At 35.6% G+C, this 26480-nt stretch carries 21 protein-coding genes and 2 tRNA genes; 11 read left to right on the forward strand and 12 right to left on the reverse strand.

Going from position 1 to position 26480, the window contains the following annotated elements; genetic code table 11:
* Positions 1-46: 46 nt before the first annotated feature.
* Together ACHZAX_RS06945 and ACHZAX_RS06950 are read left to right on the forward strand one after the other, a co-directional pair.
* Positions 47-781, forward strand: a complete 735-nt coding sequence (locus tag ACHZAX_RS06945; RefSeq protein ID WP_101311072.1) for an MIP/aquaporin family protein — start codon at positions 47-49, stop codon at positions 779-781.
* An 89-nt stretch (positions 782-870) separates the two neighbouring features.
* Complete coding sequence (locus ACHZAX_RS06950; RefSeq protein ID WP_320018538.1) at positions 871-1593, forward strand: hypothetical protein; 723 nt, start codon at positions 871-873, stop codon at positions 1591-1593.
* A 105-nt stretch (positions 1594-1698) separates the two neighbouring features.
* Here ACHZAX_RS06950 and ACHZAX_RS06955 read toward each other — a convergent pair whose 3' ends face one another.
* Complete coding sequence (locus tag ACHZAX_RS06955; RefSeq protein WP_101311067.1) at positions 1699-2412, reverse strand: hypothetical protein; 714 nt, start codon at positions 2410-2412, stop codon at positions 1699-1701.
* 221 nt (positions 2413-2633) lie between these two features.
* Between ACHZAX_RS06955 and ACHZAX_RS06960 the strand changes: the two genes are divergently transcribed.
* Both ACHZAX_RS06960 and ACHZAX_RS06965 read left to right on the forward strand, forming a co-directional pair.
* Complete coding sequence (locus ACHZAX_RS06960; RefSeq protein ID WP_218973151.1) at positions 2634-3197, forward strand: RNA polymerase sigma factor; 564 nt, start codon at positions 2634-2636, stop codon at positions 3195-3197.
* A 14-nt stretch (positions 3198-3211) separates the two neighbouring features.
* Positions 3212-4714, forward strand: a complete 1503-nt coding sequence (locus ACHZAX_RS06965) for a hypothetical protein (RefSeq protein WP_394698231.1) — start codon at positions 3212-3214, stop codon at positions 4712-4714.
* 58 nt (positions 4715-4772) lie between these two features.
* On the opposite strand, the gene ACHZAX_RS06970 is transcribed toward ACHZAX_RS06965, so the two are convergent.
* Complete coding sequence (locus ACHZAX_RS06970; RefSeq protein WP_320018540.1) at positions 4773-5816, reverse strand: agmatine deiminase family protein; 1044 nt, start codon at positions 5814-5816, stop codon at positions 4773-4775.
* A gap of 2 nt (positions 5817-5818) precedes the next feature.
* Positions 5819-6703 carry a carbon-nitrogen hydrolase gene (locus ACHZAX_RS06975; protein ID WP_124993832.1) on the reverse strand — a complete coding sequence of 295 codons (885 nt, stop codon included), beginning with the start codon at positions 6701-6703 and terminating at the stop codon, positions 5819-5821.
* A 401-nt stretch (positions 6704-7104) separates the two neighbouring features.
* Between ACHZAX_RS06975 and ACHZAX_RS06980 the strand changes: the two genes are divergently transcribed.
* Together ACHZAX_RS06980 and ACHZAX_RS06985 are read left to right on the forward strand one after the other, a co-directional pair.
* Positions 7105-7356 carry a hypothetical protein gene (locus ACHZAX_RS06980; RefSeq protein WP_320018541.1) on the forward strand — a complete coding sequence of 84 codons (252 nt, stop codon included), beginning with the start codon at positions 7105-7107 and terminating at the stop codon, positions 7354-7356.
* 7 nt (positions 7357-7363) lie between these two features.
* Positions 7364-7678, forward strand: a complete 315-nt coding sequence (locus ACHZAX_RS06985) for a hypothetical protein (RefSeq protein ID WP_320018542.1) — start codon at positions 7364-7366, stop codon at positions 7676-7678.
* Positions 7679-7879: 201 nt separating this feature from the next.
* Here the strand turns inward: ACHZAX_RS06985 and ACHZAX_RS06990 are convergent, their stop codons facing one another.
* Positions 7880-9370 carry an acyl-CoA dehydrogenase family protein gene (locus ACHZAX_RS06990; protein WP_320018543.1) on the reverse strand — a complete coding sequence of 497 codons (1491 nt, stop codon included), beginning with the start codon at positions 9368-9370 and terminating at the stop codon, positions 7880-7882.
* Between the two features lie 607 nt (positions 9371-9977).
* Here ACHZAX_RS06990 and ACHZAX_RS06995 point away from each other — a divergent pair.
* Positions 9978-11009, forward strand: a complete 1032-nt coding sequence (locus ACHZAX_RS06995) for a sugar kinase (protein WP_320018544.1) — start codon at positions 9978-9980, stop codon at positions 11007-11009.
* Between the two features lie 251 nt (positions 11010-11260).
* On the opposite strand, the gene ACHZAX_RS07000 is transcribed toward ACHZAX_RS06995, so the two are convergent.
* Both ACHZAX_RS07000 and ACHZAX_RS07005 read right to left on the reverse strand, forming a co-directional pair.
* Positions 11261-11334 (reverse strand) — tRNA-Arg (locus ACHZAX_RS07000).
* 141 nt (positions 11335-11475) lie between these two features.
* A tRNA-Arg gene (locus tag ACHZAX_RS07005) sits at positions 11476-11549 on the reverse strand.
* A gap of 256 nt (positions 11550-11805) precedes the next feature.
* Here ACHZAX_RS07005 and ACHZAX_RS07010 point away from each other — a divergent pair.
* Both ACHZAX_RS07010 and ACHZAX_RS07015 read left to right on the forward strand, forming a co-directional pair.
* The gene (locus tag ACHZAX_RS07010; protein ID WP_320018545.1) at positions 11806-14283 is read left to right on the forward strand and encodes an AsmA-like C-terminal region-containing protein; all 2478 of its coding nucleotides are present in this window, start codon (positions 11806-11808) and stop codon (positions 14281-14283) included.
* Positions 14284-14450: 167 nt separating this feature from the next.
* On the forward strand, positions 14451-15053 hold the full coding sequence (locus ACHZAX_RS07015; RefSeq protein ID WP_320018546.1) for a hypothetical protein: 603 nt from the start codon (positions 14451-14453) through the stop codon (positions 15051-15053).
* Positions 15054-15382: 329 nt separating this feature from the next.
* On the opposite strand, the gene ACHZAX_RS07020 is transcribed toward ACHZAX_RS07015, so the two are convergent.
* From ACHZAX_RS07020 to ACHZAX_RS07035, 4 genes are all read right to left on the reverse strand, one after another.
* Positions 15383-16558 (reverse strand): TolC family protein, encoded by a 1176-nt coding sequence (locus ACHZAX_RS07020; protein ID WP_101311044.1) that lies wholly within the window; start codon positions 16556-16558, stop codon positions 15383-15385.
* Positions 16551-19643 (reverse strand): efflux RND transporter permease subunit, encoded by a 3093-nt coding sequence (locus ACHZAX_RS07025; protein WP_320018547.1) that lies wholly within the window; start codon positions 19641-19643, stop codon positions 16551-16553. Before ACHZAX_RS07025 ends, ACHZAX_RS07020 begins: the two co-directional genes overlap by 8 nt.
* A gap of 81 nt (positions 19644-19724) precedes the next feature.
* The gene (locus tag ACHZAX_RS07030; protein WP_320018548.1) at positions 19725-21248 is read right to left on the reverse strand and encodes an efflux RND transporter periplasmic adaptor subunit; all 1524 of its coding nucleotides are present in this window, start codon (positions 21246-21248) and stop codon (positions 19725-19727) included.
* A gap of 260 nt (positions 21249-21508) precedes the next feature.
* Positions 21509-22063, reverse strand: a complete 555-nt coding sequence (locus ACHZAX_RS07035; protein ID WP_320018549.1) for a hypothetical protein — start codon at positions 22061-22063, stop codon at positions 21509-21511.
* Between the two features lie 92 nt (positions 22064-22155).
* On the opposite strand from ACHZAX_RS07035, the gene ACHZAX_RS07040 reads away from it, so the two are divergent.
* Positions 22156-23529: an MATE family efflux transporter gene (locus ACHZAX_RS07040; protein ID WP_320018550.1), complete on the forward strand. Its 1374-nt coding sequence runs from the start codon at positions 22156-22158 to the stop codon at positions 23527-23529.
* A gap of 119 nt (positions 23530-23648) precedes the next feature.
* Here the strand turns inward: ACHZAX_RS07040 and ACHZAX_RS07045 are convergent, their stop codons facing one another.
* Positions 23649-23897 carry a hypothetical protein gene (locus ACHZAX_RS07045; RefSeq protein ID WP_320018551.1) on the reverse strand — a complete coding sequence of 83 codons (249 nt, stop codon included), beginning with the start codon at positions 23895-23897 and terminating at the stop codon, positions 23649-23651.
* Between the two features lie 886 nt (positions 23898-24783).
* On the opposite strand from ACHZAX_RS07045, the gene ACHZAX_RS07050 reads away from it, so the two are divergent.
* On the forward strand, positions 24784-25563 hold the full coding sequence (locus ACHZAX_RS07050) for a hypothetical protein (RefSeq protein ID WP_101311038.1): 780 nt from the start codon (positions 24784-24786) through the stop codon (positions 25561-25563).
* Positions 25564-25719: 156 nt separating this feature from the next.
* Here ACHZAX_RS07050 and ACHZAX_RS07055 read toward each other — a convergent pair whose 3' ends face one another.
* Complete coding sequence (locus tag ACHZAX_RS07055; RefSeq protein WP_101311037.1) at positions 25720-26316, reverse strand: hypothetical protein; 597 nt, start codon at positions 26314-26316, stop codon at positions 25720-25722.
* Positions 26317-26480: the final 164 nt, after the last annotated feature.

A 26480-nucleotide genomic window follows, 5' to 3' on the forward strand; every position in this document is an offset into this window, starting at 1 on the left:
TGGTATTTTCTTTTTTAATAACAAAACCTGTTTAATATTTTATATTATGAATGAATTTATTGCAGAATTTTTAGGAACAATGCTGCTAATTTTACTAGGTAATGGTGTAGTAGCGAATGTGGTATTGAATAAAACAAAAGGAAATAACAGTGGTTGGATAGTTATCACTTTAGGTTGGGGATTAGCGGTATTTACTGGAGTTGCAGTTGCAGGTCCAGTTTCAGGAGCACATCTTAACCCTGCTGTTACTATTGGTCTTGCAGTTGCAGGTATGTTTGCTTGGTCGAAGGTTGGTCTTTTTATTGCAGCACAAATGCTGGGTGCGGCTATGGGAGCATTTTTGGTTTGGTTAATGTACCGCGATTACTTTAATGCGACAGAAGATGGTGGAGCGAAATTAGCTTGTTTCTCTACGGGGCCAGCTATCAGAAACCTTACCAGCAATGCAATTAGCGAAATAATAGGAACGTTTGTATTGGTGTTCGTAATCTTTTATTTAGCAGGTCCATCGTTGCAAGCTTCAGGAATTGAAGGTGCTAAAATTGGATTGGGAACTTTGGGTGCTTTACCTGTTGCTCTGTTGGTTGTTGCTATAGGTCTTTCACTTGGCGGAACTACAGGATATGCAATTAATCCGGCAAGAGATTTAGGTCCAAGAATTATGCACGCAATTCTTCCAATGGATAATAAAGGAACAAGTGATTGGGGATATTCTTTGATCCCAATTGTAGCACCAGTATTGGGAGCTGTAATTGCGGCAGTACTTTTCATGTCTTTATAATAAAATTAACCACTACAAAAATTAACCTGTCTGATGAGATTTGGAATACATGCTAATCCAAATCTTATCAGAAACTAATTCAAATTAAGATGAAAAAAATTACATTCAAACTATCAGCATTATTAGTTCTGATGATAATAACGGCTTCAAACCTTACTGTTAACGCACAAGGTAAAGTAGAAGTAAGTCCATCGGTAACTACCCGTCACTACTGGAGAGGTATTATGGTAAGTAATACTGCTAACTTCGAAATGGATATGGCATATACCAATGAAAATTTTACTTTTGGAGCATGGGGTGGATATGCATTTGACAATACTTATTCAGAGTTCGATTTTCACGTAGGATATAAGTTTAGTGATCATTTTAATGTTGCAGTTTGGGATTTATTCGCAAACAGAGACAGAGCTTCTATCGACGATTACAACTATCTTGATTTGGACAAAAGCACAACAAATCACTTGATTGATGCGAGTTTCAATTTCTATGTAACAGATAACTTTCCGTTAAGTGTTAGTTGGAGTACAATGCTTTATGGTCGCGATTTGGATGCAAACGGAGATCAGAACTACTCAACCTATGTAGAGTTTGGCTATCCAGTAAAAATTGGAGGAGAGACAGTTTCTTTATTTGCAGGTCTTAATGCATTTGAAAATCAGGTTTACGGAGAGAGCTTTGGTTTCGTAAACATTGGAGCTTCTGCTTCAAGAACAGTAAAAATTACCGAGAATTTTTCTTTGAATACATGGGCTAAGATCGGTATTAATCCACAGGCAGAAACTGCTAACCTTATTTTAGGTATCGGTTTCTAAATTAGAACTAATTATCAGAATATATTCTGATTAAATATAGGTTCATAAATTAATTAACGATCAACATTAAAATCCCGCATCCTTTTGGAATGCGGGATTTTTTTGTTACCAAACAATCTCTTTGTACTCAACAGTTTCGCAGTTGATGTTTGATCCATCAGCGACTGAAGAATTTTCAAATTCATAACCAAATACACCTAGCCAATAAGTTTTTCCGGCGGTTAATTGAATATTGTATGCCCAGTTTTTTGAGTTTTGATTAAACTTATATTCTGTTGCTGATATTCGATCAGAAATGTAATAAGACAATCCATCTTTCTCGACCATTAATTTTACCACATAAGTATCGGCATGATTCAACTCATTCCACTTAATTTCGAAAATATGGCCTTCTTTAGTATAGGTAAAATCAGTAATAACCATTGGGTCAATTCTCGAATCCAAAAGTTTATCCTGAGTTTGGATTGTTTCTTGTTTTGTAGAGGTTAATTTAAATTGATAAATACCATTGGCTACATCATCAGTTGAATAATCTGCAGCATTAGGAAGTAGTCTAAACACTCTTTTATCAGCAGAATAATCACTTAAATTGTAATCCGGCACTTCTGATACAGGACTTTCAACTGATGTTAAGGATAAATTTTCATTCGAGTAAGAATAAAATACCGGAGCATACTGAGTTTCATCACCAACTTTAATGCAGCGCACAAATACATCGCCAGCACCATTAAATTGAACATCTTGAATATCGTTTGTGTCACATGCAGACAGTAATGATATGGATATTAATAATAGAAGGCTAATTTTTAACTTTTTCATTTTTAAATAAATATTAAATTAATATTTCTGTTGACTTATCTTTTTGATGAGTAAAAATGAAATTGGTTGCTTTTGGAGGTGTTATTTTTTACATTTATTTTGAAGATCTAAGGAGTGGAGATGAGGATCAAATATTTAAAAAAAGCTTAAATTTAACGCAACCTATTTGTAATTACTGCAACTAACAGACAAATCTGTTTTGCGCTAAACCACGAAAGAAGTTGGAAAACCATCTGTTGGATCAAATCATAAAGGATTGCATTAAGGGAAAATCGAAAGCTCAAGAATTTCTCTATGTAGAATTTGCCTCTAAAATGTTAGGGGTGAGTTTGCGCTATTCCAAAGATTTGGCCGAGGCTGAAGACACTTTGCAGGATGGGTTCATTAAAATTTTCCAGAATATTAAATCTTATCAGTTTAAAGGATCATTTGAAGGATGGATGAGGAGAATAATAGTGAATACCGCACTCGAAAAATTTCGAAAAGCAAAGAAAATTCAAGTTGTTGATGAGTTTCTTGAGATAGAAGATGATGGAGATGAAAACTATTCCGAATTGGATATTTCTTTAGATGTTTTGCTTAAAATGGTGCAGGAATTACCCGATAGGTATCGAATGGTATTTAGCTTATATGTTTTGGATGGATATCCGCACAACGAAATTGCTGAAGTGATGAATATTTCAGTTGGAACGTCAAAATCTAATTTGGCTCGGGGAAGAGCTATTTTAAAACAAAAAGTAAATGATTACTTAAGTGTGAAAGAGAATAATTTGAGAGTATGCTAAAGGACAACAAACATATGGATAGTCTTTTTGCCGAGGGATTAAAAAATCTGTCAGTTTCTCCGAACCCTAAAGTGTGGGAAGGAATAAACAGTCAGCTGATGGTAGCAAAGAAGAAGAGGTTGTTTGCTATTTACATGTGGACAGGTGTTGCTGCGTCAATTCTTTTGCTCTTGGCTATAGGCAATCACTATTTTAGTGGGCAGTCAAACTACAACATGCAACTAAATACTCTTTCTGAAAATAGTACATCATTTCAAAATGATTCTGTGCGAAACTTCGATCAGCAAATAGATTCCAAAACGAATAGTTCAACTAAAAAGGAATTAACCAATAATGCGAATACTTCAGATGAATTGTATGTGTCTGAAAATGAGCAAGAGGAAATAATGATTGCAGATAAAGTATCTCATAAACCGAATTTAGAGGATGCGAACTCACCGGAAATATTTAACAATGGAAATACAAGCAGTCTGCTTAGTAAGTTTCCAGATTCTAATGGTACGGAAATTAGAGCATCGAAATTAAACACCGCATTTCTATCAAACGAAAAAGATTTGGCCTTTTTGGATAGTGAATTTGTGAATGGATTGATGAATCGAAAAACGGAGGAAAAGCTTTCGAATTTCGAGTACGATCCTCCCTCTCAGTTAGTTCCAAATACGAGTCAATTAGCCAAGCAACAGGATTTAGTACTTTTAGCGGATGAAATACAAATTCAAAAAAATATTTTGGCAATTGAGCAATTGGGGCATGATAAAAACAAAGAAAACAGATGGTCAATAATAGGTCAGGTTTCGTCTAGTTATTCTTCTTATTCGGGCGATAGTAAAGGTGGTAATGCAGGCTCTGGAATTTGGAGTGTTGGAGGAGGAGCTAAGGTGAATTATGCCATGAATGAGAAATTGGCTGTGCAAACCGGAATAGTTTACAACCGCTTTGGTCAGGATATGAGTGCTCGCGGTGGAAGCCGGGATGCCCTTATGTATGCCGATCCAATTTTTGGATCTGATGAAAATTTTGTGAATAATGAGGTTGTATTAACACGAACTTATCCGGAACACACAGCAGCAGGACCAATAAAATTAAGTGGAGGTAGTAATTTACCTATGACTGCAGCATCCGGCGAAAAAATTTCAAGTTCTTATTCTCCATCTTCTTCGGAAGATTTAATTCAAAGCTTTAAGTCGATAGAAATACCTCTTTTAATGCGTTACAATCTTATTCAGAAGAGAGTAGGGATGTTCGTTTCGGGTGGATTAAGTGCCAATATGATTGTTGGAAATGGTGTGTATGACCAATCACAGGGAAATAAAAAGATAGGGGAAATTGATGGCATTCGTACAACAAACTTCAGTTCTCAGTTTAGTTTTGGTTTGGAATACAGGCTGAACTCAAAACTTCAAATTGGTTTAGAACCTTCGGTAAAATATTATCTGAACTCTATTAACACAAGTAATCAGTATGATTACAAGCCATATTCAATTGGCATCTTCACTGGTATTCGTTACGATTTTTAAAGTGAAACAAAAACCACTGGAATTTCCAGTGGTTTGTATTTTATTGTTGCAAAGTGATTTATTCAGGAATTTGCTGACTTAAGCAATGTAAAGTTCCAAAACCCCAAATTAAATCAATAGCGCTGATGCCTATTATTTCTCTGTCGGGAAAACAATCGGCTATAATCTGCAATGCAATTCGATCTTTACTGTCGTTGAACGTAGGAACAAGAACGCAACGGTTTAAAATTAAAAAGTTAGCATAACTTGCAGGGATTCTAATTCCATCGAATTCTAATTTGCCAGGCATTGGCAATTCCACAATATTAGGTTGTGTACCATCTTCCAGTCTGGCATTTTTTAACCGCGTAAGGTTATCCTGCAAAGGCAGATAATTTGCATCCTCTTTGTTCGATTCAACAACCGTAATAATGGTATTTTGGTTAACGAAACGGCACAAATCATCAATGTGTCCATGCGTATCGTCTCCGTTGATTCCATTTCCCAGCCAAATGGTGTTGGTGATTCCTAAATATTCTTTAAAAACAGCTTCGTAATCTGATTTGGTAAAGTCAGGGTTGCGAACCTGAATTTCAGGGTCGAGTAAACATTCCTCAGAAGTTAAAAGCGTTCCTTTGCCATTGGCGTCAATAGCTCCACCTTCCAAAACTACAGGTTTGCCTTTATACATAGCCTGTGTTACAGGAAGATTAAGAAAGGAAGCCAATTTTTCAGGGACAGGTTTGTCCAACTGGAAATTTTTATATTTCGCCCAGCCATTAAAATTGAAGTTTAATGCTTCTCGTGAATCGGTTCCGTTTTTTATAATAATCGGCCCGGAATCGCGCATCCAACTCCGATTTGTTTTGTGCAGCAGATAATCGATGTTGGCAAGATTTACATGAGCCGTTGTAAGCATCCTGCTTACTTTTTGTTTTATTTTTTCATTGGCCACTACAAGCACAACTTGCTCAATGCCGGCAACTTTCTTAATGAATTCTATAAATGCCCACTGTATGGCCTGATATTTTCCAGGCCAATCGTTCCCGTTGTGCGGGAAACAAAGAATAATGCCTTGTTGTTTTTCCCATTCAGCCGGGAATCTTCTGTTTTGTGCGCTCATAATTAATCAATTGCTCTTTTGGTAATTTCTCCGAATGCATCAATTCTTCTGTCTCTGAAAAAAGGCCAGTTTTGGCGAACATTCTCTTGTAAATCCAAGTCGACTTCAGCAATTAATATTTCTTCTTTATCGTGAGAAGCCTGAGCTAATATTTCACCTTGCGGACCGGCAATAAATGACCCCCCCCAGAAGATAATCCCATTTGTGTCGGGAACATATTTTTCCAATCCTATTCGGTTTGCTGCAGCAACATAAATTCCATTTGCAACAGCATGACCTTTCATTACATTCATCCATGCGCCGTGTTGTTTTTCTCCAAACTCTTCAACTTCGTGCGGCGCCCAACCAATTGCAGTAGGGTAGAATAAAATTTCGGCTCCTTTTAGGGCAGTTAATCTTGCCGCTTCAGGATACCATTGATCCCAGCAAATTAAGGTTCCTATTTTGCCCTTACTGGTATTTATACTTTTAAAGCCTAAATCTCCTGGAGTAAAGTAGAATTTTTCGTAGAAATGGGGATCATCCGGGATGTGCATTTTTCGGTACAAGCCAGCTTCCGATCCATCGGTATCAATAATATATGCGCTGTTGTGATAGATGCCTGGCATTCTTTTTTCAAAAAACGGAACAATGATCACTACCCCCAGCTCTTTTGCCAAAGCACTAAAAGCTGTAAATGACGTGCTGTACAAAGGTTCTGCTAAGGCAAAATTGTCAACATCTTCACTCTGGCAGAAGTAATGACTACTGTATAGTTCTGGTAATGAAATTACCTCTGCTCCTTGTTTCGCAGCTTCTCTCACCCAGCTTAAACATTTTTTCAGGTTGTTTTCCGGTATGTCATTTAGGTTAAGCTGAATAACCGATACTTTATATTTTCTTTTCATCGTCTTTACTATTTCGGCATAAAAATAGTTTTTTTTATAAAGGACAAGATAAAAAGGCGACAAAAATTTAAAATTTTGCATTGTAAATAAAAAGTGAGGCGAAGAAAAATTCAGATTCTTACCAGCACTTAAAGAATCAGCAAAGAGAAGCTAAAGTCTGTTTGAATTCTATTGTCACTTTAAATATGTGCTCACTGCATCATTTCCTGATATGGCATAAGACTTTAGTACTTTGACCGCTCATTAATTGGCATTCGAATTGTTTCTTAATTATTGAAAAGAATTCGGATTTTCTGAAAGTCTCATTTTTATTGGGGTTGAAAAGAGTTGTGAATATGTTTTCCCTACATAAATGTAGGATATGGCTCGGGAATGTTAACAAAAATGTAAAATCAAACCATATGTCGATAGGAAATGCAATAAAATTCATGAAAAACGCGGATCGCGATTCCAGTTTTCGGAAATCGCTTTACAAATTAAATGGAATTATGGAATTTAGAAAGTTTCAGATTGTTGAGGATTTGGAGTTTTCGGATGCCGAATTTGAAGATGCTTTTAATCATTTACATTCTGAATGCCAGTTTGCCGAGCAGGCCGACAAACTTTTTAATTTAAAACATCTATTTGAATTAATCATTTGTGATACGAAATAATATGTTTATGAGTACTATATATCGGGAATTAACAAAAATAAAAGAGTTGATTGAAGAGCTGGGATTTACAATCTCTTATCCTTATGATGATTTGTTGTTTGTAGACTGCAATGCTTTCTTGATTCAGTTTGACGATGCGAATTTAAATTCTTTTTTTCTGCACTTTAATGATCATTTGTCACAGGAAGTTCAGACTGAGTTAAAGAATAGAATTACGAGTTCTTCCTCTGAAAAGGGCTTGAAAATTAATCCGAAAGGGCAGTTTCAGTTAAAGCAAAAAGAAGGGCGCGACAACGAAGTGGAATTAAAATTTATTCCTTGATTGTGTAGTATTCTTCTCAATTCGCTAGAGGAGTTATTGTTTGTATGCAGCAAAAAGTCCCCTAAGAGATTTAGGGGTGAAAAATAAATGCGATTTATTATTATTCTCCAATTTACCAGAAGATCGTTGTCTGTTGTTTAAAAATATAAATGGCCATCTGATGCAGATGACCATTGTATTATAGCACAAATAAATATTGAATTAAGAGAATTCCAACCATGAACTTCCGTCTTGATATTCATCAACACTTGTAATTTTACTGCTGTTGTGGTAAGAATAGATTAGATTACTGATGTCTTGCTGAAGAGAAGACAAACAGTTTTCAATTAAATCTTTTCGGAATCCTTTTTCAGCAAGGTCAATTACTAATCCTGCTGATACAATTCTACCTATGGCTCTTCCCAGATCAACTAATTTACGTTGAGGTAAATCGGTGTTTAAAGAAAAATCAGTTTGTTTTTTAAAGAATTCGGATGCTTTAGTCGTTAAATCGAAGTTTTTCAGAAATTGAAACAGGTTGAATTCCTTTTTCTTTTTCATTAGTTTGATTACCATTTCTGAAATTTGAGTGTAGAGCATTTCATTTGCTCCTTCAAAAATTTGAAACGGACGACTATCCACAATTCCTCTGCCTCCAATGTGACTAAGTCGATAGCCTTTTGCGCCAGATAACTGAACCAGTGTTTGGGCAGATTCCTGCATTAAATCAGTCACAATGGTTTTTACACTATTGGCCTCAATTCCATCTGCCGAAAGATCATTTTCGATGCTGCTTTTTGTGCTGCTTCGAGAGCAAAATGCCGAGCATATTGTGAAAGCACTCTGAATTTTAGAGATTTGAAATTGTACCTGATCGTAAGAGATTAAACTTTTGCCGCCAACAATTCTATTTTTACATTGATTCAAAGCTTCATCCATTAGTCTTTTAATAAAACCAAGTCCCATACCCGGAAATTGCATTCTGCTGCGGTGCAAAATATCAAGCATCATTTTAATTCCAGTTGTTTCAGGATTTAATTTGAAGTTTTTAGGAATTTGTAAATCGAGCTTATTTTTGCCGTAAGGAATCATATACAAACCAAGATTGTCATAGTATTCTTCAACAACGACTTGTTGGTTTTTTTGAGTTACATCGCAAATGAAAAAATCGATATCTCTGCCAAGTTGTCCATCCTGTTTTTGATGACGTGATGTAATTAACCAATAATCTGCTAAACCGGTTAGTCCCTGCCAATGTTTCGTTCCTTTAATATGAAAACGATCGTCTTTCTCTGTGAATGAAGTTTGCATATTTAAAGCACCACTTCCATGATCAGGTTCAGTAATCATTAAACCGCCCATATTTTGTTTGGTAAGGAAGCGTTGAAAAATATCTTTTTTTACGATCTCATTTGCATATTTGGCCACAGGTTCAAGAAAGAGACCTATATTAATTCCAAAGGTCAGCGATAAAGGAAGAGATTCATATGCAGCAGAGGCTAATATGCCCAGACATTCTTTTACTTTAATACCTCTACCTCCATAATTTTCAGGAATTGCAACGGAAAGTGGGTTTCCTGACATAACTTCTCTCATTACCAAAGGAGGCAAACCTCTTTGCGAACTAAATTTGTTAATGTCATCCCGTTCGTGAAAAACAGATTTAAGAGTCTTTTCAAAAGCCTGTATGTATTCAGAAAAATTTGTACTCATGTTTTTTGTTTGGTTAATTTATTCTACTTCAAAAGGAAGTAGGTTATTTGGTTTAAATCCACAATTTGCTTGTGGTAATAGTTGCCACTTATTTTAATTGGGATTTAGACGGAATAAAAATAAGCTAAATAAATGGATTTAAAGACTCACATGTCTTTTAATTTCGTTTCTCTAAATTGAAAAGGAGGCATTTAGGAGGAATATGTCAGTCTTTATTTCTGCAGGAGTTATTTTTTCATTGGTATTTATGAATATTATTCTAAATACCGGAACTGGTTTTATTAAGAGAATGATTTTAGCTATTGCTATAAAATTGTGTTTTTTTAGTTTTTTACGTATATTCGTTCCGTTAACGAGCACGGATTAATTTATTCTTTTTGAGTTTTTTAAATTAAACGATAATACTCCTTGTTTTTAGAGCATAATGTCTGTTGTGTTGTATGTATATGTGTTTGTTTTCAAAATTTAATTATAGCTTATTTTAGTTTTTTTGACCTAATCCGTTAACGCGCACAGTGTGTGGTGTTTTTCGAATGATTTTTTACAGGATGAAAAAAAAGAGGTGTTTGTCTTGAGTTTTAGATTTAAATGATAGTAGGAATTAGCAATGAATAAAAAAGTAATCACATTCGGAGAAATCATGTTGCGATTGGCAACACCTGATTATAAACGTTTTTTGCAAAGCAACACATTTAATGCTACATACGGTGGTGGCGAAGTGAATGTATCTGTGTCATTAGCTAACTTTGGAATACCAACGGCTTATGTTACTCGCTTGCCCAACAATGATGTTGGAAAATCTTGTAAATCAACCCTTAATAAATTTGGTGTAGATACGCGCTATATTGTTTTTGGCGGGGAACGTTTGGGTATTTACTTTCTGGAAACAGGCGCTGTGGCCAGAGGTTCTAAAGTTGTTTATGATCGCGCCAATTCGGCATTTACCGGATTTACAAAAGGCATGATTGATTGGAATGATATATTTCAGGATGCGTGCTGGTTTCATTGGACGGGTATTACGCCTGCTATTTCTTCAGGTGCTACCGAGTTGCTGATAGAAGCACTTACGAAAGCGAACGAAATGGGAATAAGCGTATCTTGTGATGTAAATTACCGAAGCAAGCTTTGGAAGGAAAACAATAAGGTGGAAGAAGTAATGCCTGCCTTAATTGCTAAAACAAATGTGCTGATAGGAAATGAGTTTGATGCAGGTAAAGTTTTGGGTATTCAAACCAATTTATCCGCTGATGCTGAGTATTCAAATGAAACTTTTGGTACTGTATCCAAACTTTTGATGGAAAAGTACCCAAGGCTTGAAAAAATTATAACCACACGAAGAGGAACCATTAGTGCTAATCACAATAGTTGGATGGGGATCATGTTCGATGGAAACCAGGTATTGGAATCTTCAACTTATCAAATGACTCATATTGTCGATCGTGTAGGTGGAGGGGATGCTTTAATGGCTGGATTAATTTATGGTTTTCTTACTTATCCCAACAATCCTCAAAAAACAATTGATTTTGCTGTTGCATCCTCATTTTTGAAGCATACGATTTCAGGTGATGCTAATGACGTTAGTGTGGAGGAAGTGGAACAGTTGATGAAAGGGGACTTGGGCGGTAAAATTGATTGGTAGTAAAATCTTCTAAAAAACATTATTGTTTCCAAACATATTGATCTTAAATCAGTAGGGGCATCATTCTTGTTCATTTTGATTAAAAACAAAAAGACTCATCAAGAAATTGGTGAGTTTCTTGTGAACGCGGAGGTATATTTCCCGTCCTTTGTGATGAACTTGTTTCGAACCCTAATTAGATTCTCATCCCTGAATTCGTATTGATTTTAGTACATAAAAAAAACTCATCAATTTCTCGATGAGTTTCTAAGTGAACGCGGAGGGATTCGAACCCCCAACCTCTACGGCCGTAACGTAGTGCACTATCCAGTTATGCTACGCATCCTTTTCCTTTTTAAGGCGGTGCAAATATAGTTATTTTTCTTTTCATACTGCAAGCCTATGTTTAAATATTACGAAAAAAAAATATTTTTGTTTAAATAAATAGGTAAAACAAAAAACTCACCAATTTCTTGATGAGTTTTCGTGAACGCGGAGGGATTCGAACCCCCAACCTCTACGGCCGTAACGTAGTGCACTATCCAGTTATGCTACGCATCCATGATTACCTCGGTAATGCGGTGCAAATATAGATAAATTTTACATTTTGAGTCTATAAATAGGAGTCTTTTTTTAATAAAAATGAAACTTCAGAAAGAAGCTGGTATTAAAAAACTCTAAATCTTTTAGTTAGGATTTTAGTTAAGGATAAAAAAAACTAAATTTACTTTGTTCATGATTATTTTTTCATTGAATCAAGTATAATGCTTAAGGTTTTGTACTTTTGTTATGTAAAACCATATAAATAAATGATATAATGAAGAAGTTTCTAAAGTTTTTTGGAGGATTTGTAGTCTTACTTTTAGCGCTGCTAATCATTTTACCCTTTTTCTTTAAAGATAAGATAATGGAGCGGGTAAAAACCGAAATTAATAATACGATAGATGCTAAGGTAGAAATAGGAGATTTATCATTATCGATGTTTAAAAATTTCCCAAACCTTTATGTTGAGCTTGAGAATGTAACTGTTGTTGGCAAAAATGAATTCTCAACTGACACTTTGGCTTCAGTTGGTAGTTTATATACTGCAGTTGATTTGGGTTCAGCGTTGTCCGGCACTCAAATAAAAGTTGGGGCAATTGTGCTGGCCAACGCAAAAGTAAATGCTGTTGTTTTGGAATCGGGAAAAGCAAATTGGGATATTGTAAAAGAATCTGATGAGGCAGTGGTGGAAGAGGAGACTGGCGAGGTTTCTGATTTTAAAGTGATTTTTGAAGAAGTACGTATTGAAGATTTCTTTTTGCGTTACGCGGATGCATCCATAAAAACTGTTCTTGTTGTAGATGATTTGGATTTGACGCTAAATGGTGATTTTACAGTGAAATCGACGAATTTGAATGTAAAATCGCAAATTACAGGAATTGATTTGGATTACGATGGTGTAAAATATTTGAAAAAGGCGAGTGTAACGCTTGATGCGGTTATTGGAGCTGATCTTCAGAATATGATATTCACATTCAAAGAGAATAAACTAACCTTAAATGAACTGGTGTTCGGTATAGATGGAAATGTTGGAATGTTAGAGGATGGTTATAGTCTGGATTTGAAAATGAATGCTCAGAAGGCAGATTTTAAAACCTTGCTTTCAATGGTTCCTGATGTATTCAAAGCCGATCTTAAAGGATTGGAGACTAACGGAGCTCTGGCATTAACAGCTTTCGTAAAAGGGGATTATAAAGAAGATTATATGCCGTCATTTGGTGCTAAGTTAGCAGTTGATAAGGCTACTCTAAAATATCCTGATCTTAAAGAATCGGTTAACAATATTACCATAAATGCGGAAGTAAAACATCCGGGAGGAGATCTGGATTTATTGACAGCTGATGTAAATTCATTTCATTTTGAGGTTGCCAACAATCCATTTGATGCAGAAATCCATGTAAAGAATCCAATATCAGATCCTTACATGAATGGTTTATTCAAAGGAGTGATTGATTTTGCCAAAATTCGCCATGCAATTCCAATGGATAGCATTAAAATTACAGGTGTTGTTACTTCTGATGTTAGTTTTAGCGGAAAGATGTCTGCTATAGAAAAGGAGGAATATGAAAAAATTACGACCAACGGGGATGTGAAATTGAAAAACTTTGAATTCTCCACTCCTGATTTTCCTCAAGGAATTAAAATTATAAGCTCTGTTCTGAATTTTACGCCAAAATACATCAGCCTGACTTCTTTTAACTCCAAAATTGGAGTTTCGGATATTCAGTTAACTGGAAAAATAGAGGACTATATCCCTTACGTTTTAAAAGATAAAGTTTTAAAAGGAAACTTCATTTTGAGTTCAAATTTATTTGATATAAATGAATTTATGACAGAGGAAGAGGACGCAAAAGCGGTTTCGGATACAATTCCATTAAGCGTGATTGAAATTCCGGCTAATTTAGACTTAAAATTGGTTTCTTCGATGAAACTGATACAGTTCGATAAAATGAATATCGAGAATGTAAAGGGACTAATTGTTGTTAAAAATGCTAAAGCACAGTTAACTGACTTATCCGTGGATATGTTAAAAGGGTCGATGACAATGAATGGTTCCTACAACACTAAGAATATTCAGAAACCAGCCATTGATTTTGGTTTGGATGTGAAGGATTTTGATATCAATTCAGCATACGAATCATTAAGCATGATTAAAAAGATGCTGCCAATTGCTATGAATTGTTCCGGTAAGATTTCATCCGATTTAAAGATTACATCTTTGCTTGATCAGGAAATGAGTCCGGTAATGAATACATTGAATGGAAATGGAGCAATTCATTCCAAAATGATTGTGATAAAAGATAATAAAGCTTTCGACGCCTTAGCTGCGGCATTAAAAAATGACAAATACAAACGGATTTCGATAACTCAATTCGATATGAATTTTGTAATTACTGATGGAAATGTGGAGGTAAAGCCATTTGAAGCTAAAGTTGCAGGTCATCCGGCACAAATTTACGGAACTCAGTCTGTTGATGGAAAATTGAATTTTACCATGGATATGAAATTACCAAAAGATGAGTTGGGCAAAGAGGTAAATCAGTATTTCGATAAATTACCTGGTTTCGATGAAGTTAAAGAGCTTGATGTTGCTGTGAAGATTACTGGTACAGTTGATAATCCTAATGTGAAGCTTGATTTAAGTAAAGCAATTAAGCAGGCTCAGCAGGCTGTGGCCAAAGAGTTGGAACGACGGGCCAAGAAAGAATTGGAAAAGAAAGGGAAAGATTTGTTGAAGAAATTATTTAAGTAGAAGAAATTTGTCATATTTAATATGGAACGGAGAATCATTATGGTTCTCCGTTTTTTCTTGATTAAAGTTAAATAATAATTGTAAATTAGTTCTCTGTCTTAAAAAATGAAATTTAATAATTTGAGAAGTTGAAATGAGGAGTGTAAATACTATTTAAATGCTCTTAAATGATGAAGAAACTGTATATCTTTTTTTTTATTTTCTCTCCAATGTTAATACATGCACAGTTTACCAAAGATCATCTTCTGTATGTGGATTATGGAATTTCGGCAGGTAACTATATAGGAGGAGAAGTTCATTTGAATTACATTCATAAACAAAAACTATCGCTCCAGATTGGCTTTTATGACTTACAACGAAAAGATCTTTTGCGGCCGGAGAATTATAATGGGGGACCGGTGTCAATTTTTTACTTGGGGGAGAGTAATCCAAAAGACAAATTAAAATCTTACTCCTTTTTGGTTGGTAAGATTTTACCGTATAAAGGATATCAGAAAGCAAGATGGAATTTAAGAGCAGGACTAACTTATTCTAGTTTTAAAGAACCAATAAATTACATTGAAATAGATTCTGGTTTATTCGGTGCGAATTATACTTTCGAATATGAAAAAAGCAAAGTGTTTGGAGTTATTATTAAACCAGAATTAGAAGTTGCCTTTTTTAAAAATATTGGAACAGGTCTTTCTGGTATTGTTTGTTATAATGAAAAAACAATTCACGTTGGACTTGAATTGGTATTCAAATTTGGATTTGTAGGAGCATCAAAATAATCTTTTAATCTCACAAAATTAAAGGCACGAAAAAGGGATGGCAACCACTCCATCCCTTCTCTAATTCACTTTATAACCTGAATTCTCAATTGAGAATTCAACTTAAATATAGGAATAAATTTTTTATTGTCAAGTAATTGATAAATATATTGATAATTTACGATAAAAAACACTAATTATTGAACAACAAAAAAGGATGGTAACCACCCCATCCTTTTTTAATCTATTCACTTTAAACCTTAAAAACGGAAACCGTTTTGCTACTTCTACGCTAAGGGTTTCAAAAAAGTTATACGAAAAGTGATATTTTTAATGAATCTACATAAGTATTAAAGTAGATACCTTAGTATCTTAGCCTTGTTGATGTTGTATTCATGTTCAATTTCAAGATAAGTATCGAAACTTTCGTAGTAGTAAATGCTCTCCATAAGATATTCAATTCCAGATATTTCGCCGAAATCAAGAGCCTTGCGCAAAAGAGAATCATATTTCTTTTCTGCAAATACATTTTGATAGTCGGAAAGACTGGATTTTAGACTGAAAAAAGTTTGAAAAAGTTTCTCATATTCATTTTCTTTCTCCATTTTCTCGAAGGACAACTCTTCTTTTCGGAACAGTTCCATTAATTTTGCCTGCTTTACTTTGTTTTTATTTTCCCACAAAGGAATGCTGATTCCGAGTTTCATACCGTTGGCTTCTTTCATCAAATCTGAACCTAAATAGCGATACCCGATTGATATCTTAGGAAGAGAATTTGTTTTTACCAAAGAAGTTTCTTTCGAAGCTATCTGTTCATTTGCTTTTAGTTGGTTTAAGTAAGGATCGGTGGTTACAGCATTTTCAAGTAGAAGTTTAGTGTCCTCGTCCATACTCACAACAGGATATTCAAGGTCATCTAAATTCAGTTCCAAACCTCCATTCTGTTTTTGTAGATCTTTTTTCAGATTGGATATTTTGTTTCGTACCAGCTGCAGCTGATTTTTTGTGTTAAGAGCCAGCATTCTAATTTTATTAACCTCTAGAATATTGGCATCTCCTTCCTGTAACCTCTTCTCAAAAAAGCGCGTTAATCTTTCCGCATTATCCAATCTTGTACTCAGCTCTATATTTTGTTTGTTTCGATAAATAAGCTCAAAGCAAATCAATTCTGTTTCCAGTAAAATGTCTTGTCTTACTTTTGCCTGTATATTTTTCAGATTAGTTATTTTCTCATCTCTAAGCTGATTTTTGTAGATATAACTGGTTGGGAAATCGAAACTCTGACTTACCAAAATTTCGTAGGGTTTGCCTTCCTGCGAAGAAAAACTTTTTTCCCATTCCAATTCAGGATTGGCCAAATTGTTTTGAGACCGTATTCCTAATTTTTGCGCCTCTAAATATTGCTGATGCGCTTGAAGTTTTGGATTGTTTTTTTCAACTTCCTGCAAAATTCTCTGAACAGAGGATTGAGCCATTCCCTGAATGCTCAATCCTGTTATGATGATGATTAATAATATTCTAAGCATTTCCTTTGTTTTTAGTGTTCAGTAAAAGATACACGATTGGAATAATATAAATATTCAGTAGGGTAGAACTCAATAGTCCACCCAGAATAACAACTGCCATCGGACTTTGAATTTCATTTCCCGGCTGATCGCCAGCTATTGCCATTGGAATTAAAGCCAGTGCTGCTGTCAATGCTGTCATTAGGATTGGACTCAATCTGTGAACAGATCCTTGAACAATAATATCCTTAATTTCCAGTCCCTTTTTCTTCATGCTCTGGTAGTTGGAGATAAGTAAAATACCATTTCGGGTAGCAATACCAAACAGGGTGATGAATCCAATTATTGCTGGAATACTAAGCATTCCAGATGTGAAATAAATGGTAAAAACACCTCCAATAAGCGCCAAGGGTAAATTCAATAAAATGATACCTGCCAGTTGAGTACTTCTAAATTCCTGAAACAGCAGAAGGAAAATAATCAGAAAACTGAACATTGATGCGATCATTAAAACCCGGGAAGCTTTGGCTTCACTTTCAAACTGTCCGCCGTACTCAATTCTATAACCTTCAGGTGATTTTATGTCTTGCTCAACTTTGTTCTGAATATCAGTAACAACACTGCGAAGATCACGATCGGCAACATTGGCAGAAACAACCAGCTTGCGTTGAACATTTTCGCGGTGAATGGTATTTGGACCCGATAGCGATTGAATTTCGGCTACATAACTAAAAGGAATTTTCTTTCCGTCCCATGTATCAATCAAGGCATTTTGAATGGCATCATAACTACCACGGTTTTCTTCGTTGTACTTTACCACCAAATCGAAAGCTCTAATTCCTTCAAACACATCCGAAACTTTCGATCCGGCAAATGCTACATGAATAAATTCAGAGAATTGAGCAATTGAAATGCCGTATTTAGCCAGCATATCGCGTTTTGGCAAAATTCTAATTTGCGGAATTTCTACCTGCTGTTCTACATTCACATCCACAACACCTGCTATTGGAGAAATCAATGCTTTGATATCATTTGCCAGCTTGAACATTAAATTCAAATCATCACCAAAAATTTTGATCGCAATATTGGCTTTAGTGCCTGAAAGTATATGATCTATTCTGTGTCCTAAGGGTTGTCCTATGGCGAAATTAACTCCTGAGATATGACTCAGCTTTTCACGGACTTCCAGAAGGAATTCGGATTTGGTTCGTTCTGTCAATGTAAAAGGCACTTCAATTTCAGAAGTATTTACACCAAACGAATGTTCATCCAACTCAGATCGGCCTGTTCGCCGGGCGGTTAAACTGATTTCAGGAACTGTTCTCAAGGCATCTTCGGCCAAAACTTTAATCTTGTTCGATTCTTCCAAAGAAATTCCCGGTTTGGTAATCGCTGTAATGGTTAGAGAGCCTTCGTTGAATTCAGGAAGAAAGTTTCTGCCTAATCCCGAAAGGATAAAAATGGAGACAACAAAGAGGAGAGCAGCTCCACCTAAGATCCATTTTTTGTAGAGCAAGGCTTTCCCAAGAGAATGGCTATACCATTGGTTTAAGTGAGCAACCAACCAGCTTTCTTTGTTCTTTCTGTCGAGCATTTTATTGCTGGTGAGCATGAAGCTGCACAAAACAGGAGTAAGAGTAAGTGCGACAACCAATGAAGCAAAAAGAGAAACGATAAACGCAATGCCAAGTGGTTGAAGCATTCGGCCTTCCATGCCGCTTAGGAAAAATAAGGGCAAAAAAGCAGCAATAATAATAAAGGTTGCATTGATAATGGATGAACGAATTTCGCAGGATGCAGAGTAAACGATTTTAATTGGTTTTTTTCTCTGTTCCTTTGGTAAAAGGTGATTTTGCCTGAGTCGTTTGTAAACATTTTCCACATCAATAATTGCATCATCAACCAAATCACCAACAGCAATGGCCATACCTCCTAAAGTCATGGTGTTTATGGTAATGCCCAAAAATTTAAGAGTGATCATGGTTACCAAAAGCGAAATTGGAATTGCTAAAAGTGAAATTATGGTTGTTCTGTAGTTCATCAGAAATACCAGCAAAATCACAATCACAAAAACGGAACCTTCCATCAGTGCTTTTTTAACATTCCCAATGGATGAGTTAATAAAATCCGCCTGACGGAAAATGTGTGTATTCACACTAACCCCTGCCGGTAATGATTTTGATAATTCTGCAATAGACTGATCCAATTTTTCGGTCAGCTTTAGTGTATTGATGCCTGGTTGCTTTTTTACAGTTAGCAAGACTGCCTGCTCACTGTTAATGGTTCCCAAACCAATTTTTGGCGCAGCAGCAGCCTTAACTTCAGCAATATCACTAATTCGAACAGGAATATTGTTGTACATTTTCACAACAGAGTTCCCAAGTTCTTCAAAATCTGATGTGCGGGCAATTCCTCTAATGTTGTAATGGTTTCCGTATTCGTTGATAAATCCACCGGCAGAATTCTGGTTGGTAGAGCGGGCTGCCTTCATTAATTCATCAATACTGACTTTGTAATACCTCATTTTTTGAGGATTGGCCAAGATCTGATATTGTTTGAATTCGCCTCCGATTACAACAACCTGTGCAACCCCGTTAATCGCCAGCAAATGCGGACGAATGGTCCAGTCAGCCAAAGTTCTTAGTTCCATTGGAGAAATGCTGTCCGATTGCAGTCCAATCATTAAAACTTCTCCCATAATTGATGATTGAGGAGCCAAACTAGGATTTCCAGCTCCTTCGGGCAAGCTTTCGGAAACTGCCAGCAGCTTCTCGCTCACAATTTGCCGGGCTTTGTAAATGTCGGTTCCCCATTCGAATTCGATCCATACGATGGAGAATCCTGCCGATGAGGAGGAACGTAAGCGTCTGACATTAGTAGCTCCGTTAACAGCAGTTTCAATAGGGAAAGTGACCAGTTTTTCAACTTCTTCGGGAGCCATTCCATGAGCTTCTGTCATAACTACCACGGTTGGGGCTGTCAGATCGGGAAACACATCTACATCCATGTTTGCTGTTGTATAGCCACCACCTAAAATTAGGAGGATGGATACAAACAGTACAAGAATACGATTGTGTAATGCATATTGTATGATTTTATTTAACACGATAGTCTATTTTAAATTTTTGTATCAGTTTTAGTTCAACCAGCTTTCTTGTGCATTCCTAAAATACACTTGCATCAAAATTTAATGCTCGTGCGTATGTGCCGGCAATGCACCTGCCATTGAGGCAAGTTTTACAAAATAAGCACCCTTGCTTACAACACGCTCGCCGGCTTTAAGTCCTGAAGTAATTTCTACTTCCTGACCGTTACTAATACCAATAGTTACAAATCGTTTTTCGAAGCTTTCGCCGGATAATTGCACAAACACATATTTTAGTCCCTGATCTTCCAGAACCGCTGACTTTTCGATATGAAGAACATTTGAAGATCTTTCTGATTTCAGATAAACTTCAACAAACGATCCGGCGTATAAATCCGAAGTCAGATCCAGTTCAAAATACAGAGGTGTTGTATAATCATCTTCGTGTATGTCTTTACCGTAGGCGATTAATCTTCCGTTCAGCTTTTCTGTATCGAATATTTGTTCGCTGTACGGTAATTTAAAGTTTGCTGATTTAATGTGTTTCAATTGCTGAAGGTGTTTCTGATACACATCTGCTTTTAGTAATAATTTAGATCCCTGATCAACTTTAGCCAATACATCTCCTTTTTCAACATACTGTCCTTCGTTCACATAAACATCACAAATAAATCCGCTGACAGGCGAAGCAATCAAAAAACCATTCGAATTGTAATCTTTATTGATGCTCTCGTAATTTACGCTTGCATTCTCGAAATTGCTTTTTGCTTCCACAAAATCTTTTTCGGATATAATTTGATCTTCGCGTAGTGTTTTAGCTCTTTCGAAAGCTGATTTTGCCTTTTCCAGATTGGTTTTTGCCTCGGTAAATTGAGTGGAAATATTATTGCCGGCCAAGCCGTTTCCTGAAAGATTGAATATCGGATCGTTCTTTTTAATGTTTTTGCCTGGAACAAGATCCTGCGATTGAAAATGAACGATACCACTGCTTTTGGCTACAATTTGCTTTTCCATATTAACAGATGGAAGTAAAATTCCGGTTGTTTTAATGATTTGCTGAAAAGGACTCAATTTAGCTTCAGAAGTCGCAAAATCGATTTTCCAGGCTTGCTCTTTCAGAAAATTTATTCCTTCAGCGATTTCAGGTGTTTCAGCCAATTCTGCTTCTTCGTGATTTTTATAAACACGAATATTTTTGGCTGAGAATTGTTCTTTCCCATATTTCGATTCAATATCAAATACGAGAGTGTAGATTCCTGCTTCTTTTGCCTGTACATTTGGAGTAAATATTCCTTCTCTTGCCGGTGCTTCTACTGTTTGACGAACTACTTTTCCCTCTTTTATCAGGCTAACGGTTAACTTTCCTTCTGTGTATGGTTTGTAGCTTTCCAAATTGGTGAAGTGAGTTAAAAATTGACTTGTATGTCCTATCATCAAAGTAGGAAACTCTACAAATAGTTCCGTTTTATCATTAAATAAAGTCAGGCTTTCTGTGGCATGATCTTCGTGAGCCTCCGTTTCGGCAGAATGATTGTGACCTTTGTGATTGGTATTTGAACTTTCTGAAGAATGACAGGCGCTTAATAGCATTGATAAGCAAAAGCTTATCCAGATATATTGTTTCATTTTATTTGTATTTTGTATGATACCAAACACACCTTAAAATAAGTCGATAGAATGCTGTCCCAAACGCATTGGGATTACACAGACAGAAATTATTTTAAAAATGAATCGGTTTTACAGCATAAAACAAGTGTTTGTAACATTGGTCTTATTGCAGATTTGTGATTTTTTTATACCGTTAATTATTAGGTATATCGATTATCTCAATAGAGTTCAGTCCATTGGATAGTCTGCCTGCTGATAATTTGTAACTATCAGTACGCTTAAACTAAAATCGAATTTGGAGGGCCTCTTCTAAGAGGTGAGAACCGAAGCGGTTCAGGAATCAGGATATAGTTATGAACCCTTAATTTTTTAACTTTTTGTATGTCTTCCGAATCAAACAGAATCGCATCCGCTTTAAGGAAGATTTGGTATTTGATTTCTTGCTGAACTCTATTATGAGTCAGAATGCAGCAGGATTCACTGCTTTTTTCGTTTTGATGGTTCCAGTTCGTTTCACCATGATTGTGATGATTGCAGGTATTGCATTTCACATGTTGATGAAAGTGAATAATCGAAACTTGTTGATCTTCGGTGGTGTTATGGTTGTGGTTGTGAGGAATTACATCATGCGCAAGCAATACCAGCATTGGTATTAGCATAAGCAGACATAACATTTGTTTCTTGAAATTCCTCATTTTCGACAAATATGCAACAAATATAGATGTTCGCTGATTGATATCCAATACCTGATTGTTGGGATTACAATTTAATGAAGAAAAACAGCCTGTTGTTTGATTGTGGAAATTGTATTTCCTCAATTGGAATTGGAGCATTCAATTGTGATGTTTACATTTGCCAGCCCTAAGACAGATGTCCTTCCCCAAATAGAATATCCAACTTATTTTAGTGTCACATTTTAATTAGCATGAACAGAATTTCGAAAGCCTTTTCCTTACAAGCTTATTTACCTCATTACGGTCCAATTGTAAAACTAGGATTGCCGGTAGTTTTAGCGCAATTGGGACAAATCACAGTGGGATTGGTTGACAACATGATGATTGGCCATTTGGGAACTCACGAACTTGCGGCATCTTCTTTTGCCAATACAATTTTCTGGCTGGTGATTATTTTCGGCACTGGATTTTCATATTCAATTACTCCTTTGGTAGGCGAGGCCAGAGGCGATTTTAAGAAATTGAAAATAGGATCGTGGTTTAAAAACGGCATGCTGGCAATGATATTGATGGGCATATTACTTACCGTGGTAATTTTATTGCTTAGCCTTTTAATGGGAAGAATGGGACAGCCATCCGAAATTATTACTGATGCAAAAAGTTACCTGTGGATTTTGGCGGCCAGTATATTGCCCATGATGATTTTTATGGGATACAAGCAATTTGGTGAAGGACTAGCCAATACTAAAGTGGCTATGAATATCATGTTGCTTGCCAATTTGGTGAATGTAGCTGCAAACTATATTTTGATTAACGGGAAATGTGGTTTTCCGGCAATGGGTTTAAACGGAGCAGGTTATGGAACCTTAATTGCCCGTGGTTTTATGGCAATTGCTTTTTTCCGGGTTTTTCGGACTCGAAGATTTTTTATGCCATATCGGGAAATGATCAGGAAATCGGTTTATTGTTTGAAAGATTTTTGGCGGATCTGGCAATTGGGTCTACCCATTGGTTCTCAGCTGGTAATGGAAGCTTCGGCATTTATGCTGAGTACCATAATGATGGGTTGGATTAGTGTGGAAGGGTTGGCAGCACATCAAATTGTATTGAGTTTGTCTACGGTTAGTTTTATGATTTATCAGGGAATCGCAGCAAGCACAACCATTCGGATTTCGTCTTTACTGGGTGAGAAACGTATCCGAGAAATGAAGAATTCCGGTTGGGCTGCAGTTCATTTGGTGTTGGGAATAGTTGTTTTTATGTGCATACTTTTTGTAAGTCTGCGACATATTTTGCCTACTTGGTTTACGCAGGAACCGGCAGTGATTCAATTAACAGCTCAGTTTCTGATTGTAATGGTGATTTATCAGTTTTTTGATGCTCTTCAAATTGTATTTGGAAGTATTTTAAGGGGAATGTCAGATGTGAACGTACCTACATTACTTACCTTTGTTGCCTACTTTCTGGTTTCGTTACCTACCGGATATTTATGTGCTTTTGTTTTCGGTATGCATGAAGTGGGAATTTGGTGGGGACTACCTGCCGGATTAGGAGCAGCCTCTTTTTTGTTTATGCTTCGGTTTAGAAGTCTTTCCAATAAACTTTTGCAGGCAGGAAAAAAGTAATTTCTGTTTGTAATAAAAAAAGCCATAGAGAAAACTCCATGGCTGATTTTTATTTTGTTTGTGTCCTGCTCGTTTTCTGCTGTATTCTTTTGAGCAGGCAGAGTACATTCCTGTTTTGCTTATTCAGCAGCAGCTTCTTCAACATCAACTTCCTCTGTGGCGCTTATATCTTCTGTTGCTGTAGTATCTTTTGCACATTCAGCTTTAGCTGAACAACATTTAGAAGAATCTTTTTCAAGTTCAGCAGAAGCTTCTGTTTTTTCTTTCGAACAACATGCTTTTTCTTCAGAAGCAGCAGCTTTAGTTTTGTTTCCACAAGAAGTAAATACGAATCCGCAGATGGCAATAGCAAATAATAATTTTTTCATACTAATTAATTTATAGTGGTTTAATTGATGCCAAAAATACGTTTTTTTATCCTGAAATGAAAGTGAATATATTTTTTCTTATTTATTTTAATACGTGTTTTTGTTTAGATATAAGATGTTATATAATAGATTTTTAAGTGCGGAAATATTAAATTTCTTTAAATGAAAATTCTTTACTTAAATTTAATTTGTACTTGTTTTTCCATCTTTCTCCAAAACAGGATAGATAAAAAAGTTAACCAAACCATTCTTATAATTTTCCTGTTCCAGATCTCTTCCGCAAGTAAATTCAACTGAATGTTTTGCAGGTTTTTACTATATGTAAAATTAATGTTAAAATATTTGATGAATTATGCGGAATAAACTAATTTAGGTATACTTTAAATCGGGCTATCCCCATTTGCTGATTGTTTTGTCGTTCTTTTTGTCTGATATTACTTTTAATAACTGATAAATAGTTGGTTGTGGTGGTGGTTTTATTAAGGATTTTGTCGGTTAGATGGGGGTTTCCGGCTTTGTGATTGAGAAATTAGTCTCTTTCACTGCCATTGTTACCAAAGGGAGTTTAAATGTTGGGTGAAGTACTTTATATGTTAGTTAAGGGACTGTGAATGTAGCTTGGGGGATTCGGATTGTTGGCAAAGGGACTTGTAATGCAGCTCGTGGGAATTGAAATGTAACTCAAGGGACTTGTAATGTAGTTAAAGGGAGTGAAAATAAGTTTTAAGTTATTGAATTGAAAGGGTGAATTTTTGTGAGTCTGTTATTTGTTTTGAGTGTATAGCTTTAAAATAAATATGAAGTGTGCCTGGGGAGTTTGTTAGTTGAAATTTGGAACAAATTATTTTAAAATCAACATAGTATTAATCAAACTAATTATTTACACATGGGTTTATATTATAAATTCAAACAAGAAGAACTACCAGTAGTGGGAGAGATTCTATTGCAATTATTTTTGCGTGACCGTGAAAAGTTCTCAAACTTTTCGCCGGAATTTAATGATGAGTTTGTTACTGATTTTCAGAATAGAATTCATCGGGTGGCCGATCTTACTCAGTCGAAAACGCAAACCGCTGAGATTAAAAAAATTACTTCTGATTTGTATAGTGGTCTTGATGCAATTCTTCATAAGTTGGAATTGATTGCAGCTTATACTCAACGGGCAAACAAAGTAATGCTAGTTAAAGCCTCCGATTTTGGAGTGAAAGAAGCGAAGAAAATGATCCGGATAAGAAATGTTGAAGGCTATTGTGCAAAAGCGAAAATAATTCAACAAAATATTGCTAAAAATCTTGAAGTATTAAAGGAGAAAGGGTATAAGGATAGTTTGGGTACTGAGTTGGAGCAGATGACTCAAAAAGTGTATGATTTAAATTTATTACAGGAACAAAAAACCAGTGAACGCAAGCAATTGGTTGTTGATAACAATGCCGAACTTAATCTTTTTTGGAAGCAGTTAAGCGATATCTCGAAAACTGGAAAAATGCTCATGAAAGAGGATGAACCGAAAGCCGAAGAGTACATGTTTAGCTGCTTAATTCATAAGGTTCGAAAAATAAATACCAAAATTGAATCGAAAAAGAAGGGAACATCTACAGTACCAGTTGGTCAGATTCCTGTTTCAAAAGAAACTGCAGTAAAGAAAGAAGAAGCTGTGCCTGAGTAAGAAGAGTTGTAATTATTGAGAAATAATAGAATGCCTCCTTCGGGAGGTTTTTTTTATAAAGCAAAAAATAAGTGTAGGTCCGATTTCTCTGGGCTTACACTTATTATATAGGAATGATTCTTTTGAATCATCTGGTCACTTGAACCGCTTTGGTCACTATTTTCTGAAGGCATAATTGTACTCTTTTTTGTCAGACACTAAACGAACTTTATAATCTCCTTTTGGCAATGCTTCTACATTGAATTTTTTAGAGAAAGTCGGTTCTGATGCATAAGAGCCATTAAATACTTCATTTCCAAATTCATCATTTATTGAAATGTTGAATGCTTTGTTTTCAAAAGACAGGTAGGTTACAAACAAATTGTTATCCTCTGTTCTGAAAAGAGTTTTTTCTGCAGTGTTCTCAGCTAATTCTGCAACAAGTTTGTTGTTGGCAACTACAAATTCTTTTTCAATATTATCTCCTTTACCAGTTAAAACGATTTTGTATGTACCATCTTCAAGATAAGAGAAATCAAACAATTTTTGAGCTGTAGTTTCACCACCTACTTTGTTTGAATAATACAAGTTTCCAGCTTCATCGTAAATCTTCATTTTAAGCAATGATTCGGTTGGATTGATAATAGATACAATTGATAAATCAGTATCCAGATAAGGGTTAATTCGGATGTTTCCGGTTGCAAATGCTGAACTTGTCCCTAAGAATAGTATTACTCCCAATACCAATCCTTTAAATGTGTTTTTTGTTTTCATCTTTTTTAAATTTAAATGAGTAATAATTTACAAAATCAACCATCGGTTATTTGTGATTGGCTGACATTGTAAATCTAGAAATAAATCATAGAAATGATCTAAATAATAATTCCCAAAATGGAATAAATAACAAAAAAAACAACTTAAAACGGTTGCGGGAGCTC

Origin of the sequence: Labilibaculum manganireducens (genome assembly GCF_963665805.2) — a bacterium.
GTDB classification, from domain to species: domain Bacteria; phylum Bacteroidota; class Bacteroidia; order Bacteroidales; family Marinifilaceae; genus Labilibaculum; species Labilibaculum manganireducens.

Coding starts and splice junctions, on each gene's coding strand:
- ACHZAX_RS07015 (WP_320018546.1), top strand. CDS start 14,451: ATGATGAAGAAACTGTATATCTTTTTTTTTATTTTCTCTCCAATGTTA.
- ACHZAX_RS07050 (WP_101311038.1), top strand. CDS start 24,784: ATGGGTTTATATTATAAATTCAAACAAGAAGAACTACCAGTAGTGGGA.
- ACHZAX_RS06995 (WP_320018544.1), top strand. CDS start 9,978: ATGAATAAAAAAGTAATCACATTCGGAGAAATCATGTTGCGATTGGCA.
- ACHZAX_RS07010 (WP_320018545.1), top strand. CDS start 11,806: ATGAAGAAGTTTCTAAAGTTTTTTGGAGGATTTGTAGTCTTACTTTTA.
- ACHZAX_RS06985 (WP_320018542.1), top strand. CDS start 7,364: ATGAGTACTATATATCGGGAATTAACAAAAATAAAAGAGTTGATTGAA.
- ACHZAX_RS07055 (WP_101311037.1), bottom strand. CDS start 26,316: ATGAAAACAAAAAACACATTTAAAGGATTGGTATTGGGAGTAATACTA.
- ACHZAX_RS06965 (WP_394698231.1), top strand. CDS start 3,212: ATGGATAGTCTTTTTGCCGAGGGATTAAAAAATCTGTCAGTTTCTCCG.
- ACHZAX_RS06980 (WP_320018541.1), top strand. CDS start 7,105: ATGTCGATAGGAAATGCAATAAAATTCATGAAAAACGCGGATCGCGAT.
- ACHZAX_RS07020 (WP_101311044.1), bottom strand. CDS start 16,558: ATGCTTAGAATATTATTAATCATCATCATAACAGGATTGAGCATTCAG.
- ACHZAX_RS06990 (WP_320018543.1), bottom strand. CDS start 9,370: ATGAGTACAAATTTTTCTGAATACATACAGGCTTTTGAAAAGACTCTT.
- ACHZAX_RS06970 (WP_320018540.1), bottom strand. CDS start 5,816: ATGAGCGCACAAAACAGAAGATTCCCGGCTGAATGGGAAAAACAACAA.
- ACHZAX_RS07035 (WP_320018549.1), bottom strand. CDS start 22,063: ATGCTCCAATTCCAATTGAGGAAATACAATTTCCACAATCAAACAACA.
- ACHZAX_RS07045 (WP_320018551.1), bottom strand. CDS start 23,897: ATGAAAAAATTATTATTTGCTATTGCCATCTGCGGATTCGTATTTACT.
- ACHZAX_RS06955 (WP_101311067.1), bottom strand. CDS start 2,412: ATGAAAAAGTTAAAAATTAGCCTTCTATTATTAATATCCATATCATTA.
- ACHZAX_RS06945 (WP_101311072.1), top strand. CDS start 47: ATGAATGAATTTATTGCAGAATTTTTAGGAACAATGCTGCTAATTTTA.
- ACHZAX_RS06950 (WP_320018538.1), top strand. CDS start 871: ATGAAAAAAATTACATTCAAACTATCAGCATTATTAGTTCTGATGATA.
- ACHZAX_RS07040 (WP_320018550.1), top strand. CDS start 22,156: ATGAACAGAATTTCGAAAGCCTTTTCCTTACAAGCTTATTTACCTCAT.
- ACHZAX_RS07030 (WP_320018548.1), bottom strand. CDS start 21,248: ATGAAACAATATATCTGGATAAGCTTTTGCTTATCAATGCTATTAAGC.
- ACHZAX_RS06975 (WP_124993832.1), bottom strand. CDS start 6,703: ATGAAAAGAAAATATAAAGTATCGGTTATTCAGCTTAACCTAAATGAC.